At 67.1% G+C, this 21,996-nt stretch carries 17 protein-coding genes; 2 read left to right on the top strand and 15 right to left on the bottom strand.

All coding sequences use genetic code 11. The features are described 5' to 3' along the window. The 4 genes from VGK20_00670 to VGK20_00655 form a co-directional block, all read right to left on the bottom strand. Nucleotides 1-596: sulfatase-like hydrolase/transferase (locus VGK20_00670; GenBank protein ID HEY2772538.1), on the bottom strand; the 596-nt coding region annotated here is incomplete at its 3' end. Nucleotides 597-846: 250 nt separating this feature from the next. Beyond that, nucleotides 847-3,717 (bottom strand): RNA polymerase-associated protein RapA, encoded by a 2,871-nt coding sequence (rapA, locus tag VGK20_00665; protein HEY2772537.1) that lies wholly within the window; start codon nt 3,715-3,717, stop codon nt 847-849. A gap of 46 nt (nt 3,718-3,763) precedes the next feature. After that, nucleotides 3,764-4,516: a Bax inhibitor-1/YccA family protein gene (locus VGK20_00660; GenBank protein HEY2772536.1), complete on the bottom strand. Its 753-nt coding sequence runs from the start codon at nt 4,514-4,516 to the stop codon at nt 3,764-3,766. Nucleotides 4,517-4,698: 182 nt separating this feature from the next. Then, entirely contained in the window at nt 4,699-5,763 is a 1,065-nt protein-coding gene (locus VGK20_00655) for a glycosyltransferase family 2 protein (protein ID HEY2772535.1), read from the bottom strand. A gap of 279 nt (nt 5,764-6,042) precedes the next feature. Between VGK20_00655 and VGK20_00650 the strand changes: the two genes are divergently transcribed. After that, on the top strand, nt 6,043-8,799 hold the full coding sequence (locus tag VGK20_00650; GenBank protein HEY2772534.1) for a hypothetical protein: 2,757 nt from the start codon (nt 6,043-6,045) through the stop codon (nt 8,797-8,799). A gap of 69 nt (nt 8,800-8,868) precedes the next feature. On the opposite strand, the gene VGK20_00645 is transcribed toward VGK20_00650, so the two are convergent. From VGK20_00645 to VGK20_00605, 9 genes are all read right to left on the bottom strand, one after another. Further along, a complete protein-coding gene (locus VGK20_00645) occupies nt 8,869-9,891 on the bottom strand; it encodes an alcohol dehydrogenase catalytic domain-containing protein (GenBank protein ID HEY2772533.1) in 1,023 nt (340 codons plus the stop codon). Nucleotides 9,892-10,002: 111 nt separating this feature from the next. After that, nucleotides 10,003-10,884, bottom strand: a complete 882-nt coding sequence (locus tag VGK20_00640; GenBank protein ID HEY2772532.1) for a LysR substrate-binding domain-containing protein — start codon at nt 10,882-10,884, stop codon at nt 10,003-10,005. A 1-nt stretch (nt 10,885) separates the two neighbouring features. Further along, on the bottom strand, nt 10,886-11,398 hold the full coding sequence (locus tag VGK20_00635; GenBank protein HEY2772531.1) for an acetyl-CoA carboxylase biotin carboxyl carrier protein subunit: 513 nt from the start codon (nt 11,396-11,398) through the stop codon (nt 10,886-10,888). Between the two features lies 1 nt (nt 11,399). Continuing rightward, on the bottom strand, nt 11,400-12,908 hold the full coding sequence (locus tag VGK20_00630; protein ID HEY2772530.1) for a biotin carboxylase N-terminal domain-containing protein: 1,509 nt from the start codon (nt 12,906-12,908) through the stop codon (nt 11,400-11,402). Nucleotides 12,909-12,922: 14 nt separating this feature from the next. After that, entirely contained in the window at nt 12,923-14,530 is a 1,608-nt protein-coding gene (locus tag VGK20_00625; GenBank protein ID HEY2772529.1) for a carboxyl transferase domain-containing protein, read from the bottom strand. 31 nt (nt 14,531-14,561) lie between these two features. After that, nucleotides 14,562-15,323, bottom strand: a complete 762-nt coding sequence (locus VGK20_00620; protein HEY2772528.1) for an HAD family phosphatase — start codon at nt 15,321-15,323, stop codon at nt 14,562-14,564. A 138-nt stretch (nt 15,324-15,461) separates the two neighbouring features. Beyond that, a complete protein-coding gene (locus VGK20_00615) occupies nt 15,462-16,598 on the bottom strand; it encodes a HupE/UreJ family protein (GenBank protein HEY2772527.1) in 1,137 nt (378 codons plus the stop codon). A gap of 38 nt (nt 16,599-16,636) precedes the next feature. After that, nucleotides 16,637-17,536 carry a lysophospholipid acyltransferase family protein gene (locus VGK20_00610; GenBank protein ID HEY2772526.1) on the bottom strand — a complete coding sequence of 300 codons (900 nt, stop codon included), beginning with the start codon at nt 17,534-17,536 and terminating at the stop codon, nt 16,637-16,639. A 5-nt stretch (nt 17,537-17,541) separates the two neighbouring features. Next, complete coding sequence (locus tag VGK20_00605) at nt 17,542-18,486, bottom strand: NAD-dependent epimerase/dehydratase family protein (GenBank protein HEY2772525.1); 945 nt, start codon at nt 18,484-18,486, stop codon at nt 17,542-17,544. Between the two features lie 146 nt (nt 18,487-18,632). Here VGK20_00605 and VGK20_00600 point away from each other — a divergent pair, with 146 nt between their 5' ends. Then, nucleotides 18,633-19,577 (top strand): ADP-ribosylglycohydrolase family protein, encoded by a 945-nt coding sequence (locus tag VGK20_00600; GenBank protein HEY2772524.1) that lies wholly within the window; start codon nt 18,633-18,635, stop codon nt 19,575-19,577. Nucleotide 19,578: 1 nt separating this feature from the next. On the opposite strand, the gene VGK20_00595 is transcribed toward VGK20_00600, so the two are convergent. Further along, nucleotides 19,579-20,466: a 3-hydroxyacyl-CoA dehydrogenase family protein gene (locus tag VGK20_00595; protein HEY2772523.1), complete on the bottom strand. Its 888-nt coding sequence runs from the start codon at nt 20,464-20,466 to the stop codon at nt 19,579-19,581. Nucleotides 20,467-20,579: 113 nt separating this feature from the next. Continuing rightward, on the bottom strand, nt 20,580-21,767 hold the full coding sequence (locus tag VGK20_00590) for a zinc-binding alcohol dehydrogenase family protein (protein HEY2772522.1): 1,188 nt from the start codon (nt 21,765-21,767) through the stop codon (nt 20,580-20,582). Nucleotides 21,768-21,996: the final 229 nt, after the last annotated feature.

The following is a 21,996-nucleotide window of genomic DNA, read 5'->3' as shown; positions in this document are numbered from 1 at the left end:
AACGGGCCGGCCTGGGTTGCTTCGAACGCCGGAACGTTGTGGTCCTTTCCGAACCACGACGTCGCGTAGCCGTGTTCTTTCAGGATGCGACCGATCGTCGTGCTCTTCTCGTCGATGATGCTGTCATAACCGGGATAGCCGGTGGACATTTCGGAGATCTGCCCGAAGCCCACCGAATGATGGTTGCGCCCGGTGATCAGTGCGGCCCGCGTCGGCGAACAGAGCGCCGTCGAGTGGAAGTCGGTGAAGCGAAGCCCCATTTTCGCGACGCGGTCGAGCGCCGGTGTCGGAATCACGCCACCGAAGGTGCTCGGCGCGCCGTAGCCGACATCATCGGTCATGATCAGCAGCACGTTGGGTGCGCCTTGCGGCGGGACGACGGTGGCCGGCCAGAAAGGTTTCGAGTCCTTGGCATTGTCGCGGATCACGCCATCGAACTTCTGCGGCGGCGCCGGCAGTTCTTTTCCGTCGATGACAATCCTGGAAGCCGGTGAACCGGGCGTTCCGTAGATCTGCTGGGCGCTCGCGGGCAACGCGGCGGCCAGCACGACGGCAAAGGCTGCCACGATCGAAGGGATCGAACGAAATCGGCTCATGGATCTGTTTCCTCGGGTTGATCAGCGCAGGATTTCGGCGGGGTGCAGGTGCTCACATCCGCGCGCAGGTCTGCGCGCGGTCCGCCCCTCGGGCTTTGCAGGTCAACTGCAAGAAGTTCGCCGCTGATTTTGTGCAGCAAATCCGGGAGCCTGATTCCCAGATGTAGGAATCGCCCCCCGCTTTCCGATTCACGGATGGGAAAACTCGTGAGGTGGAGTGACGGCGTACCGGCTGCGGAGACGGCGGCCGTCAGGCGCGAAACTTCGGATCGCCGCCGGAAACCGGCCCCTGCCAGACCAGACGCAGCGAATCGGCGCGAAGGCGCGCGCCCGCGAGCGCGGCGTCCAGCTCTTCGCGCTGCGCCCTGAGCGCATCGGCTTCTTCGGGACGCACGGCGGCATTGACGGCAGCCAGGCTCGCCAGGCGTTCGAGCTCGGCGCCGAGCTGTGCCGAGGCAGCGGCCCTCGCGTCGCGGCGAAGCAGCGCCGCGCGCTCCTCGGCGAGCTCTTTGCAGCGCACAGACATTTTCGCGAGCAGCGGAGCGAGCGTCGCCTGGTTCGTCGCGACCCACTGGCCGCGGCCACTGACGAGGTCGAACTGCGACGGATCGTCGGTCGCGACCGCTTCGCGCAGGTGCTGGTCGAGCACGATGCGCACCGGCACCGGCGCGAGGAATCGATCGCAATGCAGCCTGGCCGGAGCCACCGGCTCGACGACGAACAGCGCTTCGAGCCAAAGGCGTGCCGGCTGGGCGTCCTCGAGCAACGCGAACGAAGCATTGCCGCCGGGAGAGGCGACCAGGAACTCCATCGCATCGCAGAGAAGCGGATGATCGGCAGTCGCGAACGCGAGGTCCTCGCGCACCAGTGCCGTGTGGCGGTCGAACGAAAGCATCGTCTGGCTGGATTCGAGGCTGGGAAAATCGGGGCTTCGCGTTCCGTCCGGATTGAGAAGGTAGCAGCGCGGCCACGCTTCTTCGGCCGGCACGTGGAAATGCTCGAGGATGCGCAGGAAGAAATCCTCGAGAGCTTCGTCTTCGTCGAGCGCGCGAACGGCGGCAATCAGCGGATCGGCGATTTCGCGGCGAAGCGAAGCCATTTCGAGCAGCCGGTCGCGGCCCTTCTCGACGTGCTCGGCCAGCTCTTTTGCGGCCTCGGCGGTATCTGCGACGAGGCGATCGAGTTGTTCGGTGCAATCGGCCGCGATGGGACTCGTCGCAAGCTCGCGCACGCGGTTGCCGAATCGCTCCAGCAGCGGCCGTGCGGCGAGAGTCGGGCGCCGCAGCGCGTCGATTCCCTCGTCGAGCCAGCGCACGAGGACTTGCTGGCCGCTGCCGGCCACCCACGGCACGTGGATCTCGACGGTGCCGCGCTGGCCAATGCGGTCGAGGCGTCCGATTCTCTGTTCGAGCACGTCCGGATCGAGCGGAAGATCGAACAACACGAGGTGCTGGGCGTGCTGGAAGTTGCGTCCTTCGCTGCCGAGCTCCGAGCAGATCATCAGCCTCGCGCCGTCGGGCTCGGCAAACCACGCGGCGCCGCGGTCGCGCTGCAGCAGCGTCAGGCCTTCGTGGAACTGCGCCGTGGCGATGCGGATGCGCGCAGCGATCGCCGCTTCGAGCGCTTCGACCTTGGCTGCGCTGCTGCAGAGCACGAGCACCTTGGCCGGACCGTCGGCGCCGAGAAGACCGACGAGCCAAGCGATGCGGGGATCGGCGTTGAAATCGAAAGAAACTTCCGGGCGTGATCGCGGATCCGGGACGTCGGCCGAGAGCTCACTTGCGAGCCTTGCCAGCAGGGCATCGCGCTGCAGCGCATCGGCCGGTGCCTGGAGCTGGTGGCGATGCACACTGCGGCGCGGAAATCCGGCCACCGCGGCTCGTGTGTTGCGAAACATCACGCGACCGGGACCGTGACGGTCGATGAGCTCGGACAGAAGGCGGCAGCGCCCCTGCTCCGTCAGCGCGGCGGTGCGAATTTCGTCGAGGTCACGACCGAGAATTCCAGCGAGATCGGCGGCAGTACCGGCCGATGGCGGCCCTTGCGCGGAGAGCTCGCCGGCGATGCGGGCCGCGTCGCGCCAGCCTTCGGCTTCTTCGCGCCACTGCTCGAAATCGCCGTAGCGGTCCGGATCGAGCAGCCGCAGTCTCGCGAAGTGTCCTTCGGCGCCGAGCTGCTCGGGCGTAGCCGTCAGCAGCAGCAGGCCTTCGCTTCCCTGCGCGATGCGCTCGACGGCTGCATAGCCCGCACCGGGTCCGGATTGTCGCGACCACTGCAGGTGATGGGCCTCGTCGACGACGACGACGTCCCAGCGTGCGTCGGCGGCCTGGCTGCTGCGCTCCTCGTTTCCGGAAAAAAGCGACAGCCCTGCGAGCACGAACTGGTCCTGCACGAACGGATTGGTACCCGGCTCGCTTTCTTCGATCGCGTCGCATCGCTCGGCGTCGAACACGGCGAATCGCAGCTGGAAGCGGCGCCTCAGCTCGACGAGCCACTGGTTGACGAGCGCGTCCGGCACGATGACGAGCACTCTTGCCGCGCGACCGGTAAGGATCAGGCGACTGATGATCAGACCCGCTTCGATCGTCTTTCCGAGGCCGGTCTCGTCGGCCAGCAGGACGCGGGGAAGAAGCCGCGCGCTGACGTCACCGGCGACGGAAAACTGGTGAGGCAGAAGCTCGATACGGGGGCCGGCAAATCCGCGCACCGGGGAGGCACGGATGGCGTGCAGTCGTTCGAGCGTCTCCACGCGCAAGTCGAAGGCTGCCGGCGCATCGACTCTTCCGGACAGGAGCCGCTCGCGAGGGCCGCTGACGTCCGTGCGCGCAGCCACGCGCGTCTCGGGCAGCTCGACCTCGCCCGACCGGTAGAAGAGCAATTCGTCTCGCTCTTCGACGCCATCGACCGGGTGCGCAAGCCCCGCTTCGTCCACGAGCACGTCGCCGACTGAAAAGCGCACCCTGCGAAGCGGCGAGGAGCCGACGACGTAGCGTCGCACTTCGTCGGCCGCCGCGAAAGCCAGCTCGACCATGCGGCCGTCGACGCCGATGACGAGTCCGAGGCCCAGCTCGGGCTCGGCGTCGCTGACGTAGCGCTGCCCGACGGCGATGCCGCTAGCCATGCTCACGCTGCTGCGCGCAAAGAAGGAGGGATCGAAGGAAGACGCGTCAGCGCCGCTCCTGCAGCTTCGAGAGCAGCCGCAGAATCTCGATGTACAGCCACACGAGAGTGACCATCAGCCCGAATGCCGCGTACCACTCCATGTACTTCGGAGCGCCCGCGCGGGTGCCCTGCTCGATGAAGTCGAAGTCGAGCACGAGGTTGAGAGCGGCGATTCCGACGACGAATACGCTGAAGGCGATCCCGACCGGCCCGCTGCCGTGGATCAGCGGGATTCCGGTGCCGAAGAAGCTCAGGATGAAGCCGACCAGGTAGAACAGCGCGATGCCGCCGGTCGCGGCGAAAATCCCGAGGCGAAAGCGATCGGTCACCTGGATCCAGCCGGAGCGGTACGCGACGAGCAGGGCACCGAGGGTGCCGAAGGTGAGGAATACAGCCTGGCCGACCAATCCCGGATAGCGCGCGTTCATCGCCACCGAGATGCCGCCGAGGGCCAGCCCTTCCAGCGCGGCGTACGCCGGCGCAGTCACCGGAGACCACTCGCGCTTGAACGTCGTCACCATCGCGACGATGAAGCCGCCTACCATGCCGACCATCATCCACGGCATGGCGGCCGCAGGATCGGCGTGACCCGTCAGCGGATCGGCCGAGCCGAGGCTCCACGTCCACAGCGCTGTCACGAGGAGAATGAGCAGGCTGGCCGCGGTCTTGTTGACCGTGCCTTCGATCGTCATCGCGGCGCCGGCCGCCTGGCGGCGCCCGAACGTGTCGGCCGACAGGACCGGGTTGCTGGAACGCATGGGGAGAGGATTGTTCGTGGCCATGAGCGAGTGACCTCCGTTAAGCGCAAAGGGTAGCGCAAACCCGGTCCGGGTACAGGTCGCCCGCGCGAAATCCGGAAACGGCAGGGATTTCCCGCACGCAGCGGCGGATGCGCAAAAACCCGACGACGAAACGCGCAAGCTGGCGCGAATTTGCCGGCTCAGGCGCGGGCAGGGCCGCCGAAGCGGACGATGGCAGGGTCCTTGATCGCCCAGTAGACGAGCGCGGTGAGAAAACTCGTGCCGTAAGTGACGTCGCAGCCGATGCCGACGAGGGCACCCGTCAGGCGATTCGTTCCGGAAAGCAGGCCGCCCGCCGATCTCCAGTAATGCACGCCGCGAGCGACGACGATCGCAGCGAGCAGCAGTCCGGCCACCTGGCTGACCAGCGACAATACGAGCAGCAGCGGCACGAGCGGCGCCATCGCGATCTGGATGAGACGATGGCGGATGCGGATGCGGCGATTGTGCTGGTCTCCGGTCATCACGTGGTGGCCGAGCCCGTAGCGCAGGAAAATGTAGCCCTGGCCGTGCGCGTACTTGTACTGCTTCTTGAAGATTTTGTAGAGGTTGTCCTCGGTCTGGCCGAAATCCAGCGAGAACTTCATCTTCTTGTCTTGCAGCAGGCGGTAGCCGCACTCGCGCATGTGCGCGGAGATGTCCTGGTCTTCGGTGGAGTTGTAGAGGCCCTCGAACCAGAAACCGATGCGCTCGAGAGCTTCCTTGCGCACGAGATCGCAGCGCGTCTCGATGAACGAGACTTCGTAGACGTCCTCATTGTGCACTTCGACGACGTCGAGCACGTTGACCAGCGTGAAGATGCGCTGGATCGTGTCGAGGCGGTCGGGATTGTCGAAGACGCCCTGGCCGATCACTCCGGCAACCGTCGGATCGGCGAAGTGCTGCATGCCGCGCTCGATGTAGTCGGCCTGGCTCAGGTAGCAGTCGCTGGCCATCAGCAGCAGGAAACGGCCGCGGGCGGCCGCGCTGCCGGTGTTGTAGGCGCCGGCGGTGCCACGGTTCTTCTCGTGGAAGATCGCGTGGATGCGGTCTCCGAACGACTCGAGGATCTGGCGCGTCGAGTCCCTGGAGCAGTCGTCGACGACGACGATCTCGATGTCGGGCCAGGTCTGGCCGAAGATCGACTCGATGCCCCGGCGGATGGTCGCTTCGCCGTTGAAGACCGGGATCACCACCGAAACCAGGGGTTTTGTGTCCGCCGCCACGAATGCTCCGAGGGAAAAGGGCTGGAAGCCCTCCTTTTTCCCAGTTTTTCCGCTCATTTCAACCACTGATGGGGTAATCGGGAGCGTCCCCGCGGCCCAAGCTGAGTGGGACCCGCCGGCCGTCCCCCCTACTGAGATTTTTGTAAGTCCCCTTGCTGAGAAGTATGTAAATAGTGTACCGCTAGTCCTCAGCGTCATCGGCTCGTCGCCGAACCTGCATTCGATGCCGCGTCCCACGTGGCTGCGGGTTGCCAGGCGACCAGCGCGGGAGGGACCACGATGAGGATTCAGACAGCGCCCGTTTTCGCTTTCGTCCTGCTGTCGTTGCAGCCGTCATGGGCGACGACCTACTCGGCACCCGAATCGGCGTGCCGCAACGCGATCGCCGAAGCTTCGACCCAGTACGCGCGGGCCGCGGCCAAGGTCGTTGCGACGTGCAACCAGCACCGCAGCACCGGCAGCGTGCCGCTGTCCGTCGACTGCGGCGATGTCTCCCAGGCCGACGCGGACGGCCGGCTGGCGCTCACGCGTACCCAGCAGAAGAGCGCGGTGGTTTCGGCGTGCAGCGGCTCGGAGTCGCTGCTGTCGTCCGACTATACCGCGTGCCCTGCTCCCGCCCAGGCCGCCGACGACGGCGGCGCAACGGCGAACATCGACGATTTCGGCGAAGTTGCCGACTGCATGTTCGCTCTCGGGGACGCCGAGGTCGGCGCGCTTGGCCACAGCGCCCAGGGCAATCCCGACGAGCGGCTTCTCAAGCCGCTGCGCAAGTGCCAGGGCCGCCTGGCCAAGGGCACCGGCCGCATCCTGCAGACGATCATGACCGAGCGCCGCTCGTGCCAGAACCAGAAGGACGTGCAGGGAAGCGGCACGTCGTCGTACGACTGCGACGGCGCCGATCCGCGCGGGCGCATCCTCGAAGCCGAGCAGCGCTTCGTCGCCAAGGTGACTCCGTCGTGCCAGTTCTCATCCGACGTGCTCGCCAAGCTGCAGGCCTGCTCGAGCGACACCAACGGCCTTCTCGCGTGCGCGACCTCGTCCACGGACGACGATGCGGGCGCGCTCATCCGTGACGCCTACGGCGTTGCGGGAACGACGAGCACGACGACCACCACGCTGCCTGGCGGCGGTGGTGGAGGAACCTGCGGCCAGTCCGCTCCCCAGTGTGACGGCACCTGCCCGACCGGGACCACGTGCGCGACATCGGGAGGCTCGTGCCACTGCGTGTCCAGTGCCACCGGCCGCTGCGCGCCCGCGGTGATCAAGCGCTCGATCCTGTCGCACTACTCGACCGAGAGGCACTCGGTAACCGAGCTCAACGCGGGATGGTCGGGACTCGCCCACGTGATCGACGTTCCCGACCACGCCGGCGACATCCTCGACGTCAACTGCGACGACAACTGCGAAAACTGCACCGTCAAGCTGCACACCGACGACGCGACAGGTGCGGTCACCGGTTGCCACTGCACGTCCAACTCGCAGACGACCTGCAACGTGATCAACGGCTCGGATCCGGCCAGCTGCGGCTCGGTGGATCCCACCTGCCGCTGCTTCTTCGGCGCACCGCTGCCGATCTCCGCCGGTGGAAACCCCGCGTGCGTCGCGCTGCGCCTGCGCAACGACGAGGGCGGCACGATGGACCTGAGGACCGGCGAATGGCACGACTCGATCAACCTTGCTGCCGTCGTCTACCTCGGGCTCGGCACCAGCGCCCCGTGTCCGACCTGCGACGGTGACAAGACCCCGAACGACGGCGTCTACGACGGAACCTGCAGCAACGGCATCGGCACCAAGTGCGACGTCAACGGCATCGATCCCACGTTCGGCCCGATCAGCAACGACTGCCTGCCGCCGTCGGCGTCCAACATCAGCGGCACGGGCCTGATCATCGACGTGAACCTGACGTCGGGCACCTCCACGCTGAAGGCCGAGCTGCCGTGCGACACGCCGACCGGCGCGCTGTGCCCGTGCCGCACGTGCACCGGCAACAGCCTGCTGAGCTGCTCGAACAATTCCGAGTGCAGCGACGTCGGCGCCGGCACCTGCACGGCCTCGGGCGGCGCGGGTGTCATCGAGAACCAGTGCACGAACTTCGAGTGCGGCGCCGACGGGCTGTGCACGCAGGGGCCGGTCGACATGTACTGCGACGGCAAGGTGAAGCCGGACGGGAGCGGCTACGTTCCGTGCACCAGCGACACCGACTGCACGACGAGCAGCGCCGGCCACTGCACGATCCTCGGGGTGCGCAAGTGTTTCCCCGACCCGATCACGAACACCGGCACCGCCGACATCTACAATCCGGTCACCGTGTCGTCGTTCTGTGTCGCGCCGACTTCGAACCCCGCGATCAACCTTGCATCCGGCCTGCCCGGCCCCGGTGCGCTGCTGCTGACGTTCGACCAGGACATCCGCTGCAAGAGCGACATGAGCGTTCCGTACGACTTCCCGTCCGGCGCCAACTGTCCCGGCGGAACCGACACGACGTCGACGACGCTGCTGCCGCTGCCCATGTGCGCGGATGCGACGGCACCGGTCTGCGGAGGCGTCTGTCCGACCGGCGAGACCTGCAACGTCAGCGGAACCACCTGCAGCTGCACCGGCCTGCCGCTGCCGAGCTGCGACAGCGCCACTGCGCCTGTCTGCGGCGGCGCGTGTTCGGGAACCGACGTCTGCATGAACAACAACGGCACCTGCCAGTGCCAGATCGCGACGCTCCCCCAGTGCAGCGAGGCTTCCGCGCCGGTCTGCGGCGGCCTGTGTCCGACCGGCGAGCTGTGCCAGAGCATCGGCTCGACCTGCGAATGCGGCGCTCCGGGCGCGCCCCCGTGCGGCGCGGCGATTGCACCGACCTGCGCCGGCCTGTGCGACGAGGGCCAGGTCTGCATCGACAACAACAACTCGTGCGGCTGCGCCACGCTGCCGCTGCCGACCTGCGCCCAGTCGACAGCCCCGGGCTGCGTCGGCACCTGCTCGACAGGCTCGCTCTGCCAAAGCAACAACGGCGCCTGCCAATGCACCCCAGCCCCTATTCCATAGTCGTTATGGGGTCAGGCACCACAGGAATGGGGTCAGGCACCAGAAGAATGGTGCCTGACCCCAACCCCCTCAGTTGCGGGAGATGACGAGCTTGATGGCCGGCTCCAGCCACGCTGCCGGCGCTTCGTCCCAAGCGGCCACTCGGGTCGTGACCTCGCCGGGCCGGAGCGCCCCGGAGGCGATCAGCGGCATCACCTCGGGAAGCAAGGAGGCCGCGTGCGCGCGGCCGATGAAGAAGCGGATGCCGAGCGTGTACATCTTGCCGAGCGGCATCGGGATGCTCCCTCCGGCATAGAAGCTCGTGCTGTGGCAGATGCCCTCCGCGCGCGTCGACGCGATCGCGCAGTGCAGTCCGTTCGGCGTCAGGCCCGAATCGACGACGATGGGATAGCGGCCGATCCTTTTCGAGAAATCGGTCAGCACGGGTCGGGCGCCGAGGCGCTCGGCAAGCTCGAGCGCCTCGCGATCGTCGCTCGCGTAGTCCACGCGCGACGCACCAAGTGCCAGCGCTGCCTGCGCCGCGTACAGCGGAACACTCTTCAGGCCATGGCAGACGATCAGCACCTCGCTTCCCGGCGCTTCGGCCAGGTGAGGAGCAACGGCCCGGTATCCGTCGAGGACGTTGTCGGAAACGCTCGCCATCGCGACGGGGTCCAGCGCCGAATCCACCGGGCACAGCATCGCCTCGGCATACGGAACGCTGACGAGATCGCACAACATGCCGCCGTATTCGACGCCGGACAGCGGCTGCATCCCGTAGTCGGACAGCACCGGGTACTGGTCGCAGTTCGCGCTGCCTCCCCGGCGGCACGTCGGGCAGGCCCCGCAACTGAGCTGAAACGCGACGACGGCGCGCTGCCCGATGGAAAGCCCGTGCACGTCGCTGCCGAGCGCGACGATCTCGCCGACGCACTCATGGCCGAGCGCGAAAGGCCCGCGCGACGGGATCAAGCCGGACGCCAGGAACAGGTCAATGTCGCAGCGTGCGACCGCCAGCGGCCGCACCAGCGCCCCCGCAGGTGACGGCAATGACGGTTCGTCGACGTCCTTCCACGCCACGGCTCCGGGTTCGGTACAGGTGAGTTGTCTCATGCCGTTGTCGTACCGCCGCGGCGGCCGGCGCCGCAAACGGGATTTCGGCAACCGTCGTTGCGCCCCGCGCAAGCGGCCGGTGCGATCGGGCGGGGTTACGCAATGGCGCCCTCACGCCAGCGAATCGACCAGCCAGTCCCTCAACGCAACGATGCGCGGATCGTCCAGCCCCTCAGGCCGGCACACCAGATGGTACGTCGAGCGCGACACCAGCGCCGTGTCGAACGGGATGCAAAGCCGCCCGCTCGCAAGCCGCGCCGCGCAAAGGAAGCGCGCGCACAGCGCCACGCCCTGCGCCGATTCCGCCGCGGCAAGTGCGATCGACAGATGATCGTACGTGACGTAGCGCTTCGGCACGAGATCCTCGACGCCGGCCGCGCGCAGCCACTCCGGCCACGACTCGGGAACCTGGCTGACGCGGATCAGCGTGTGGGCCGCCAGATCTGCAGGCGAGGCAAGAGGATGGTCTCCGTGAAGCAGCACGGGACTGCAGACGGGAAGAACCTCGAGATCGACCAGCGGCTCGCTGTGAAGGCCGTCCCAGGGACCGGTACCAAAACGGATCGCGACGTCGACCGGATCGCGGTCGAAATCCGCGTAGCGCAGCGTGGCCGCCACTTCGAGCGAGATCTGCGGATGCAGTTTCTCGAACTCCGGCAGATGCGGGACCAGCCAGCTCTCGGTGAACGATTCCAGGGCGCTGATGCGAAGCGGATTCGAAACCGGCGGAAGAACCGAAGCCTGCGCGCGGCGCAGCTCCGCGAGCACGCGCCGCACGCTCTCGAGATAGCGCACGCCTTCGGGCGTCAGCTCCAGACCGGAATGGAGGCGGCGAAACAGCGCCGCGCCCACCTGTTCTTCGAGTGCCTGGATCCGCCTCGTCAGCGCCGACGGCGAGACGTGCAGCGCTTCGGCCGCCTCCTTGAAACTGAGCGTTTCGGCGGCCTTTGCGAAGGCCTGCAGCGAAGCCGGAGGCGGGAAGTCCTCGGCCATCTCAGGACGCGGCTTCGTCGGTCGGCGCCTCTTCGAGCTCGACGAGCGTGTCGCCGGGACCGACCATCGCGCCGGCCTCGACTCGGATCGAAGCGACGCAGCAGCGATGCGTCGCGCGCACCGTCATTTCCATTTTCATCGCTTCGAGAAGCAGCAGCGCGCCGTCGGCCTCGACGATGTCTCCCGCGGCGACCAGCACCTGCAGCACCTTGCCGGGCATCGGGGAGCTGACGAGCGGTTCGAACGCTCCGGCGCCGGCCTGTTCGGAGGCCGCCTCTTCGCCAGGCACGAATTCCCACGCGTGGCCGCCTTCGGCGGCGAAGACGTGGCCGCGCTCGCTGGCGAACAGCACGCGGTGGCGGCGTCCGGCAATCGACAGCGTGACCGAGCGCTCGTCGATGCGCACGTCGTCGACGACGACGTCCCTGCCGTCGATGCTGACGATGTTCTTCCCGTCGCGCGCAGCCACTGTCATGGCGACGTTGCGGGTGCCGGCGCGAAAACGCAGCTCCATCTCAGGATCCTCCGCCGACGCGCCAGGCGCCGAGCGTTTCCCACGGGCTCGGGATCGACGCTGCCCCGTCCGCGGTTGTTGCGGCGCTGCTTCGCGTCGCCCCGGATCGCACGAGCAATGCAACGGCGGCGGCGACCGCGTCGAAACTCGCGGCATCGTCCGGTTTCCAGTCGCGGTACTCGCCGTCGATGGTCGTCGTGAAGAACTGCGCCTGCGCGAAGCGCTCGCTGCGCAGCAGCTCGATGAGAAACGCGACGTTGGTCGTGAATCCGACGATCGGAAAGCCTTCGAGCGCCTCGATCATGCGCCGTGTGGCCTGGGTGCGGTCGGGTGCCCACGTGATGACCTTGGCCAGCATCGAGTCGTACTCGACCGGCACGCGCCATCCGTCCCTCAGCGCAGTGTCCACGCGAACGCCGACTCCGCGCGGATGCTCGACCCGGCGCACGAGGCCGAGTGAAGGCAGGAAACCGTTGGCGGGATCTTCGGCGCAAACGCGGCATTCGATCGCGTGGCCGCGCGGCGACGGCGCACGCTCGGGAAGCCGTCCGCCCGCCGCGATCTCGAGCTGCCAGCGCACGAGATCGGTGCTGGTAAGGGCTTCGGTCACCGCGTGCTCGACCTGCAGGCGGGTATTGACCTCGAGGAAGTAGAATCTGCCGTCGGGAGCGGTCACGAACTCGACGGTGCCTGCGCCGCGATAGCCGATCGACGCTGCCAGCCCCGCTGCGGCTGATCCCATCTTTTCGCGCAGCGCCGCGTCGACGACAGGCGAAGGTGCCTCTTCGATGATTTTCTGGTGGCGCCGCTGCACCGAGCATTCGCGCTCGCCGAGATGAAGCACGCGGCCGTGGCTGTCGCCGAATACCTGGATCTCGATGTGGCGGGGCCCGACGACGAACTTTTCGATGTAGACGCGCGCATCGCCGAATGCCGAGCCGGCTTCGCGCTCGGCCGAACGGATCGCATCGACGAGCGACGCCGAATCGTCCACCCGGCGCATGCCGCGCCCGCCTCCCCCGGCCGCCGCCTTGACGAGCACCGGGAACCCGAGCTTTTCGGCCGCCGCGCGGTCCTTTGCGGCGTCGCCAGTGACCGGCGCCGACGGCAGCACCGGAACGCCGGCTTTTTGCGCGGCCTCGCGCGCGCGGATCTTGTCGCCCATGGCCTCGATCGCCTCGGGCGTCGGCCCGACGAAGACGAGGCCGGCCTGCTCGGCGCGGCGGGCAAACCCGGAATTTTCCGCGAGGAACCCGTAGCCCGGATGGATCGCATCGGCACCGCTCGTGCGAGCAGCCGCGAGGATCTTGTCCTGGTCGAGATAGCTCTCGGCCGACGTGCGGCCGCCGAGCGCGACGGCCTCGTCGCAGGCGCGCACGTGTTCGCCGTCGGTGTCCGGTTCCGAATAGACGGCTACCGTCGCGATGCCGGCCTCGCGCGCGGTCTGCGCGATGCGGCACGCGATCTCCGAGCGGTTGGCGACGAGGAGTTTACGGATCGGTCTGGTCATCGCGCGCCTCTGGCTCACATCCGGAAAATTCCGAACGAGGTTTCCTCGACCTCACGGTTGAACGACGCGGCAAGACCCAGTGCCAGGCTCGCGCGAGTGTCCAGCGGATCGATCACGCCGTCGTCCCAGATGCGTGCCGTGCTGTAGTACGGGCTTCCCTCGCGATCGTATTTTTCGAGCACGGGGCGCTTGAACTCGGCCTGCTCGGCTTCGCTCATCACGCGGCCTTCCTTTTCGTACTGCGCAAGCTTGACCTGCAGCAGCACCGAGGCCGCCTGTTCGCCGCCCATCACCGAAATGCGCGAGTTCGGCCACATCAGCAGCAGGCGCGGACTGTAGGCGCGTCCGCACATGCCGTAGTTGCCGGCGCCGTTGGAGGCGCCGATCAGCACGGTGAACTTGGGGACCTTCGTCGTCGCGACGGCGGTCACCATCTTGGCTCCGTCCTTGGCGATGCCTCGCGCTTCGTACTCGCGGCCGACGATGAAGCCGGTAATGTTCTGCAGGAACACCAGCGGGATGCGGCGCTGCGAGCACATCTCGATGAAGTGCGTCGCCTTCAGCGCCGACTCCGAGAACAGCACGCCGTTGTTCGCGACGATGCCGACCGGGTAGCCGTGCAGGCGCGCGAATCCGCAGACGACGGTCGTGCCGTAGCGTGCCTTGAATTCGTGGAAGCGGCTGCCGTCGACGATGCGCGCGATCACTTCGCGCACGTCGTAAGGCCGGCGATTTTCGGGGTTGACGATGCCGTAGATCTCGGCCGGATCGTAGGCCGGCTCCTCGGGCGTCGTGGTCTCCAGCGGGCAGGGACGGGATTTCGGCAGGCTCTCGAAGATCTCGCGGGCAATGCGGATGGCGTCGGCATCGTCTCTGGCGAGGTGATCGGAAACGCCGGAAGTGCCGGTGTGCAGCGCGCCGCCGCCGAGATCTTCGGCAGTCACTTCTTCGCCGGTCGCGGCTTTGACCAGCGGCGGTCCGGCGAGGAAAATGGTTCCCTGCTCGCGCACGATGATCGTTTCGTCCGACATCGCCGGTACGTACGCGCCGCCGGCCGTGCACGAGCCCATCACGACGGCGACCTGCGGAATGCCGAGCGCCGACATGTTCGCCTGGTTGTAGAAGATGCGACCGAAGTGGTCGCGGTCGGGGAAGACGTCGTCCTGCATCGGCAGGAATGCGCCGCCGGAATCGACGAGGTACACGCACGGCAGGCGGTTTTCGAGCGCGATCTCCTGGGCGCGCACGTGCTTCTTGACCGTCATCGGAAAGTACGTGCCGCCCTTGACGGTCGCGTCGTTGGCGACGATGACGCACTGGCGTCCGTGGATGCTGCCGATGCCGGTGACGATTCCGGCGCCGGGCGCCTGGCCGTCATAGAGACCGCCGGCGGCCAGTGGAGACAATTCGAGAAACGGAGAGCCGGGGTCGAGCAGCCTTTCGACGCGCTCGCGCGGGAGCAGCTTGCCGCGGCTGGTATGAAGGTCGCGGGCCGATTGCGATCCTCCGCGGCGCGCGACCTCCAGGCGCTGTTTCAGGTCGGCCGACAATGCCTGCATGCGCGCCTTGTTCTCGAGGAACTCGGGCGACGTGGTGCGGACCTGGCTCGCGAGCTTGCGCACGGCGGTTCGATTTCTTCGCGGCCGGCCCGCGTTACGCGGCGCTGTCCGATGTTTCGCGAAGGCGCGGCGCGGCCTCGCTGCCGAGGCGGCGCTGCTGCGCAGCGATCAGCGCTTCGAGCGTCGCCAGCGCGTCGTCGGTCTCGGTGAACAGCACCGTCTGCCATCCGAGCACGCGCGCGGCCTTCAGATTCTGGCCGATGTCGTCGAGGAAGAAGATTTCGTCGTGGGCGACTCCGAGTTTTTCGCGGGTGATCTCGTAGATGCGCGTTTCGGGTTTGCGCGCGCCGACCTCGCTCGAGTCGATCACGAGATCGAACAGTGCGCGCGGCTCGAGCACGGCCTCCCAACCCTCGCGCCATTCGCGCACGTTGTTGGTCAGCAGCGCAGTCGGGATCAGCGTGCGAAGGCGGCGTACGGCATCGAGCATTGCAGGTCGCAGCCGCGCGCGGTGACCCATCGGATCGGAGCTTCCCATGAACGAGGCGGCCTGGTCGGCGGTGATCGTGCCGCCGGCCTCCGTCACCGCAAGCATCAACGCGGCGGTGAAGTCGCTGAACGCGACCTCGCCGCGCTCGAGGTCGGCCCAGATGCCGTCATTGCCGAAGAAGCGCCGGCGCAGCGGTTTCCACACGTCTTCGTGCAGACCCACCCGGTCGCCGAACGCGACGACTTCGCGCGGGCCTCCGTCGATCAGCACGCCGCCGTAATCGAAAACGGCGGCGCGAACGCTGGAAAGATCCACGGGCGCCGGGGCAGGCATGGCCGCGGAGTTGACCAGAAAAAAGGCTGCCAAGCTAATGGGGTCAGGCACCAGAGGAATGGGGTCAGGCACCAGGGGAATAGGGTCAGGCACCAGGGGAATAGGGTCAGGCACTATTCCGCTAGTGCCTGACCCCACGGCCGCGGATCTCGGGATTTCCGATCTCCCGCTTCAGCGAAGCAGCGCCGAGATGCGGTCCAGCGCCCACGTGGCGCCGGCGGCCGCGATCAGCAGCGACAGCACGACCTGGATCCGCCGCGCGTGCGGCCCGCGCATCACGACGGCGAGCGCCGGAACCACCGCGACGACGACGGCGAGCTGGCCGGCCTCGACCCCGAGGTTGAACGCGAGCAGGGGCACGACGATTCCGGCGGCCGGCAGCGCCGCCGCCGACAGCACGCTGGCAAATCCGAACCCGTGCACCAGGCCGAAGAAAAACGTGACGAGTGCACGGCGGTCGGCGCCGCGCGCGAAGATGTTCTCGACCGCGACGAACACGATGCTGATCGCGATCGCCACTTCGACCCACACCACCGGCAGGCGCAGCAGTCCGGTGGCCGCGACGCCGAGCGTGATGCTGTGCGCGAGCGTGAACGACGTGACGATGGCGGCAAGGCGGCGGATTCCGCCGCCGGCCAGCAGGACGGCCAGCAGGAACAGCAGGTGGTCGTAACCGGTCCAGATGTGCTCGACGCCGAGGCGGAAGAACTGCTCGAAGCTGGATCCCGCCGAGCCGCTGGCAGCACCGGCGGCCGGCGAGTTCGTCGCGGGCGAATTTTGCGAGGACCCCGCCGCTGCCGGGCTGCCGCCTGCACCGGCCGGCGGCGAAACTTCCGGTCCCGCATCGCCGATCACCCATCGCGTGCGTCCCGGCACGAACACCGTGCTCATCGTTTCGCTGCCGAGGTGAAGCGTCGCGATCGTTTGCCAGTCGGCGATCACTTCATCGAGAGGACGGAAATCGATGCGCAGTCCGAAGATCTTCGGGACCTGGCAGGTCCACACGGCGATGACCTGGAGGTTCTGGTCCTGGTCCGGCCCTGCAAGGTTTTCGATTTCGACGGTGCACGCGCGGCCGCCGGACGACAGCGTCGTCGTGCGGTCGAGCCACGCGCGAATGCCGTCCTCGAGCGCAAGCAGGTCGGCCCTGGAAGGCTGCGCCGCCTGCGACGGCGGCAATCCCGGCGTCACGTGCGCGGCGTAGCGGAACTGCAGCAGCACCTCGTTGCCGCTGACGCTGAAATCGGCGTAGCTGATGTTGCCGAGGTGCGCGCGCGCGGCCGCGGGTGCGGCGAGCACGGCCGCCACCAGCAACGCTGCTGCCGGGCGCCTTCGCGCGCAAAATTTCAGAAGAAGATGCTCTTGCGGGCCGCGCGACCGCGCGCGAGCTGCGCGCTGATCGCGGCCTTGACCTGGTCGACCTTGGCCTGGATCGAGTCGTCCTCGTCTTCGGCATGACCTTCGAAGCGCATCGGCTTGCCGAATTCGATGTGGTAACGCACCGGCAGCGGAAGCATGCCGAGAGGACCGAGCCACGGGAACGTGAGCGTCACGGGAAAGGACGGCATGCCGAGCAGGTGGCCGACGCCCTTCAGGTCGGCAAGGCCGGGGTTCTGTTCCTCAGAACCGACGACGGAGACCGGCACGATCGGCGTATCGGTTTCCAGCGCGAGCCGCATGAAGCCGAGACCGAATTCCATCAGCTTGTAGGCGTCGGCGTAGACCTTGTTCATGCCGCGAACGCCTTCGGGAAACGCCATCACGCATTCGCCGTGGCGAAGCATGTCGACGCAGGTCTGGCGCGTGCCGACGACGCTGCCGGTGCGGTCGAGCAGCACGCTCATGTAGGGCAGGGTGCCGAGCCAGTACTCGCCCATGCCGCGCACGAGGCGGGGCGGGTTGGCCTCGAGGACGCACGCCGCCGTGATCATCGCGCCGTCGAACGCCATCTGTCCGGCGTGATTGCCGATCAGCAGCATGCGACCCTGCGGCAGGTTCTCCAGCCCCGTGGTCCGGCAGCGGAAATAGTAGCGGTACAGGTACGCGCTCGGAATGATGAAACGTTTCATCGCCTTCGGGCTGTAGCCCCAGGGATCGTAGCCGTACTCGTTGAGGTCGGCCGGGATGCGGTCGACTTTGCCGGCGATTTCGTCGGGCAGCGTGGCAACCAGCCGCGACAGCTCGGAAACCGAATCGGAGATGCCGCCGGTGATCGAGGATGCGAGCTCGAGGAGGCTTCCCAGCATGATGCTCAGTGCGGCGAGATCGCCATCGTCGCGAACGCTTCGGCCAGCGAGTGTCGCGGCTTGAAGCCGGTGGCCGCGCGGAAGCGCTCGTCGCGGACGGTGCAGGGATACTTGATGAAGTCGATCGCGCCGGAAGGAAACTGGTAGATGTTCAGGTTGAACAGCGTACGGATCAGCAGGTGCGCGAAAGGATCGGGAATCGAAATCCTCTGGCGCCCCATTTCCTTCAGCGCCCGCTTGAGCGGCACCGCGCCCGGCCCGGCGACGTTGAAGATCCCGCGCACCTTGCGGTCGAGCGCGACCATCATCGCCTCGGCGACGTCCTCTTCATGGATGAACTGCATCATCGGGTTGAAGCCCATGATCGTCGGGACCATTGCCATGCGCATGTAGCTGCCGATCGCGCTGTGCACCGAATGGCCGAGCGTGCTGACCGGCCGGATGACGCAGGTGGCGATCTCCGGATAACGCCACAGGAACGCGGACACCAATCCCTCGACTTCGCAGAGGTCGCGCATCTCGGGAAAATTGCGCGATGCGTTCAGCGGGTGCTCCTCGGTCATGTAGCGCTCGTTGGTCGGCAGCGCGCCGTAGACGTAGGAGCTGGAAAGGACGACGAGCTGGCGCACGCCGTATTCGGCGCAATGCTCGAGCAGGTGCTTGGTGCCTTCGACGTTGACTTCGTGGCGGGTGGCCAGGTCGGCGCGGAAATGGCGCACGAAAGCCAGGTGCACGACGGCCTCGGGCCTTTCGTGACGGAAGACGTCCTCGAAGCGACGCTTGCGCATGTCAAACTGGTGCACGACGACGCCGTCGGGAGCGCTCGGCCATTTCTGGCGGTCCACGCCGACCACCTGCCACGGCTCGCTGCCGGGGCGCGCGCGCATCGCCATTTTCGCGACGAGGCGTCCCTGGCCGCCGGCGATTCCAGTGATCAGCAGCTTGCGCACGTCCGCAGCGATTACGGCAAATGCAGGCGGGAGGCAAAGCCGTCGAGACGGCAGGCGAAGCCGTTTGGCCGGGGCCTTCTCTCTGGCATCATGCCGCGCCGGCCGGCCGCGCTCGTCCTGTGGCGCCGTGCCCGGCAAACTCCGCAATGCATTCCCAAGCCTCCAATCTCGCGCATCTTGCCCATGTCGAAGGCGCCCTTTTCGGCGCGATGATCGGTGACAGCCTCGGCTCCCAGGTCGAGAACGTATCGGCAGCCCTGGTCGCGCATCGCTACCCTTCGCGACACGAGCTGGAAGCGCTCGTTCCGGGTCCTTACGGCTCGACGACCGAGATGACGGTCGCGCTGGCCGAGTCGCTCGCGGAGTTTGCCGAATTCGACGGCGAGAATTTCGCGGGAAAGCTTCTTTCGCATTTTCACGAAGGGCGCGGCTACGGGCAGGGAACGATGCTCGCGCTCACGCGGCTCAAGGCGGGCTCGCCGTGGCAGGAAGCCGGCGACGCGCACGCCGGCCGGGGTTGCTACGGCAACGCTGCTGCCGCGCGCAGTACGGCCGTCGGACTGCTGCATGGCCACGACGTGCCGACGCTGCGCTGGATCGCCGAGGAAGCGGCCGGTGTCACGCACACGCACGCCCTCGGCGTCGAAGGGGCCGTTCTTTTCGCGCTCGGTATTTCCGTCGCACTGGAAAAACGGGACGACGGAATCGAGCCGCGCGCGTTCTTCGAGACGATCGCCGGCGAGGCGCAGGTGCGCGAATACCGTTCCCAGCTGGAAGTTGCCGCGGACCTGTCGGGAAAGTCGGTCGCGCCGTCGCTCGTCGTCGCTCGCCTCGGCAACAACCAGACGGCGCTCGGATCGGTGGTGACGGCGCTGTTCTGCTTCGCCGATCACTCGCTGAGCTTCGTGGACGCCGCCGTGGCGGCGTTGTCGCTCGGCGGCAACGCGAGCGCGATCACTGCGATGACGCTGGCGCTTGCCGGCGCCCACCTCGGCGTCGACGGGATTCCCCCACGCTGGATCGATGCAGTGGAAGCCGCGGAGATCGGCCCCACTACGCTGCGCCGCCTCGCCGCGCGCCTCGCCGTCTGAATCAGCGCTGGAGCGCCTTGTTCTCGATTGGCGGCTTGTGCGAGTAGTCGTAGAAGCCGAGCCTGGTCTTGCGGCCGAGGATCTTCTCGCGCACCAGGTGCTCGAGCAGCGGCGTCGGCTTCATGTAGTCCTGCTGGAACGTCGCGAAGAGGTTCTGCGACATCGCGAGCACGATATCGAGGCCGATGTAGTCGGCCAGCGCCAGCGGTCCCATCGGATGGTTGGCGCCGAGCTGCATCGCGGTGTCGATGCCGGCGATGTCGGCCAGCCCCGACTCGAAGCAGCGCATCGCATCGAGCATGTACGGCGTCAGCAGGCGATTGACGATGAAGCCGGTCTGGTCCTTGACGAGCACCGGCGATTTGCCGAGCTTCTCGACGAACTGGATCGCCGAAGCGGTGACCGCGCCGTCGGTGCTGTCGGTGGGGATCACCTCGACGAGCTTCATCATGGTTGCCGGATTGAAGAAGTGCAGCCCGATGAAGCGGTCCGTTCGCCCGGTCGCGCCCTGCATCGCCGTGATCGACAGCGTCGACGTGTTGCTCGCCAGGATGCACGACGGCTTCGCGATGCGGTCGACTTCGGCGAACTTCGCCTGCTTGACGCCGAGATCCTCGACGATGGACTCGAGGAAAAGGTCGCAATCGGCCACGGCGTCGATCTTGTCGGTAAAGCGGAGCCTGGCGAGCGTCGCGTCCATCTCGGACTGCTCGAGCTTGCCGCGCTCGACGACGCGGGCGAGGTCCTTTTCGATCGACGCGCGGGCCTTGTCGGCCGGTCCCGGCGTGGCCTTGATCATCACGACGTCGAGGCCGGCGACCGCCGCCACCTGTGCGATGCCGGCACCCATCTGTCCGCCGCCGAGGATTGCGATCTTTGCGATGCTCATGTCGTGGTCTCTCTATACCTACTGTGTAATGGGGTCTGACCCCATGTGTATGGGGTCAGACCCCATGATGGATGCGAATGGGGTCAGACCCCATTACACCGATTGCATTCTTGCTAGCCGTTGACGCGGAACACCGGGAACCAGCCGACGCGGTCGTGCGCGTAGTCGTCGAACAACGCCGGGATCTCGTCGTAATCGTAGACGCGGGTGTCCAGCGGCGGCAGCCAGCCGTTCTTTTCGGCGAATTCGACGGCGGCCAGGCCCTGCTCGTAGCGTGCGTAGTGGGTGTTGATGTGCTGGTGGCGCGCGATGCATTCGCTGGCGCGCACCAGCTCGATCATCATCCCTTCCTTCCATCCGGCCGTCGTCAGGATGCCTTCGCGGGCCAGCACCTTGAGCGTGGCGCGCAGCACCGGCACGCCGACGTAGTCGATGAAGATGTTGACGAGGTTGCCGCCCGTCATCTCGGTGACTTTCTTCGTGAAGATGTTCTCGGCGGCCAGGTAGTTCTTCGTGTAGTCCTCGTCGGCGCGGAACTTCTTCTTGTCGAAGTACAGGTCGCGGAACTCGCGGCGGTCGATCGCGCGGATGCCGAGGCTCTCGATCGTCGTCAGGCGCTCGTCGGTCGACGCGATCTGTGCGACGCGGCAGCCGGCATGTCTTGCCAGCGCGAGCTCGCCGAGCGAGACGCCGCCGCCCCAGCCCCAGACCTCGGGGTGCGGCAATTCCTTCTCGTTCAGCAGCAGGCGGAGCGTGCCGTACGCGAGCTCCCAGTTCGACCACGCCGTCACGTAGCGAAGCGAGAACGCGGCCCACTGCTCGAGCGGATACGCGGTGTTCTTCGGGATGCGGATGAGCTGTTTCTCGTGCATCCGCGTCTGGCGCGACAGCACGCCGACGGTGCCGGGCGCATCGTAGGCCCAGATCCTCTCGGGATAACCGAAGCGGTCGGGAGCGCCGTTGCAGAACACGATGGCGATGTCGCCGTCGCGAACCGTCGAGACGGCCGAGCCGACCTTGTCGACGCGCACGACGCCGGCATTGCCGACGACGACCTTGTCCTCGCCGCGGGCAAGGCAGAGATCGATCGGGCGCCGCTCGACGGCGTGGCCCATGTTGCCTTCCATGCAGCCGAACAGCGGAGAAACCAGCGCCTCTTCCGGCCCCGGCTCGCGAAACTCGAACGTCTCGCGCACGAGCTGGGTGGGCTTGGGCGGTGCTCCCTTCTCCCCGGCGTAGAGCACCCACGCATCCGACTTGATCGTCATTCCCGTCTCCCTGTCGAGGTTCGTCGGTCTCATCTGAACGGCCGCTGATCCTCAGCGACCTACGCTGAACGGCCGCTGATCCTCAGCGGCCTACGGCCAGGCCGGGCTCGGTGGATGCGGGCGGCCGCCGGTGGACTGGGTGGCCGCTGCGTCCGAAAAAGACGCGGTCTCGTAACGCGACCGGGGCGCGGAGACAACCGCCGCGGTCGCAGCCGACGGCAGCGATGCGAACGTAAAAAAAGGCCCCCGCACCTTGCGATGC

This window comes from Candidatus Binatia bacterium (genome assembly GCA_036493895.1).
Classification (GTDB): Bacteria; Desulfobacterota; Binatia; order UBA1149; family CAITLU01; genus DATNBU01.
The sequence above is the reverse complement of the archived record's forward strand: the minus strand, read 5'-3'. Positions and strand labels throughout refer to the sequence as shown.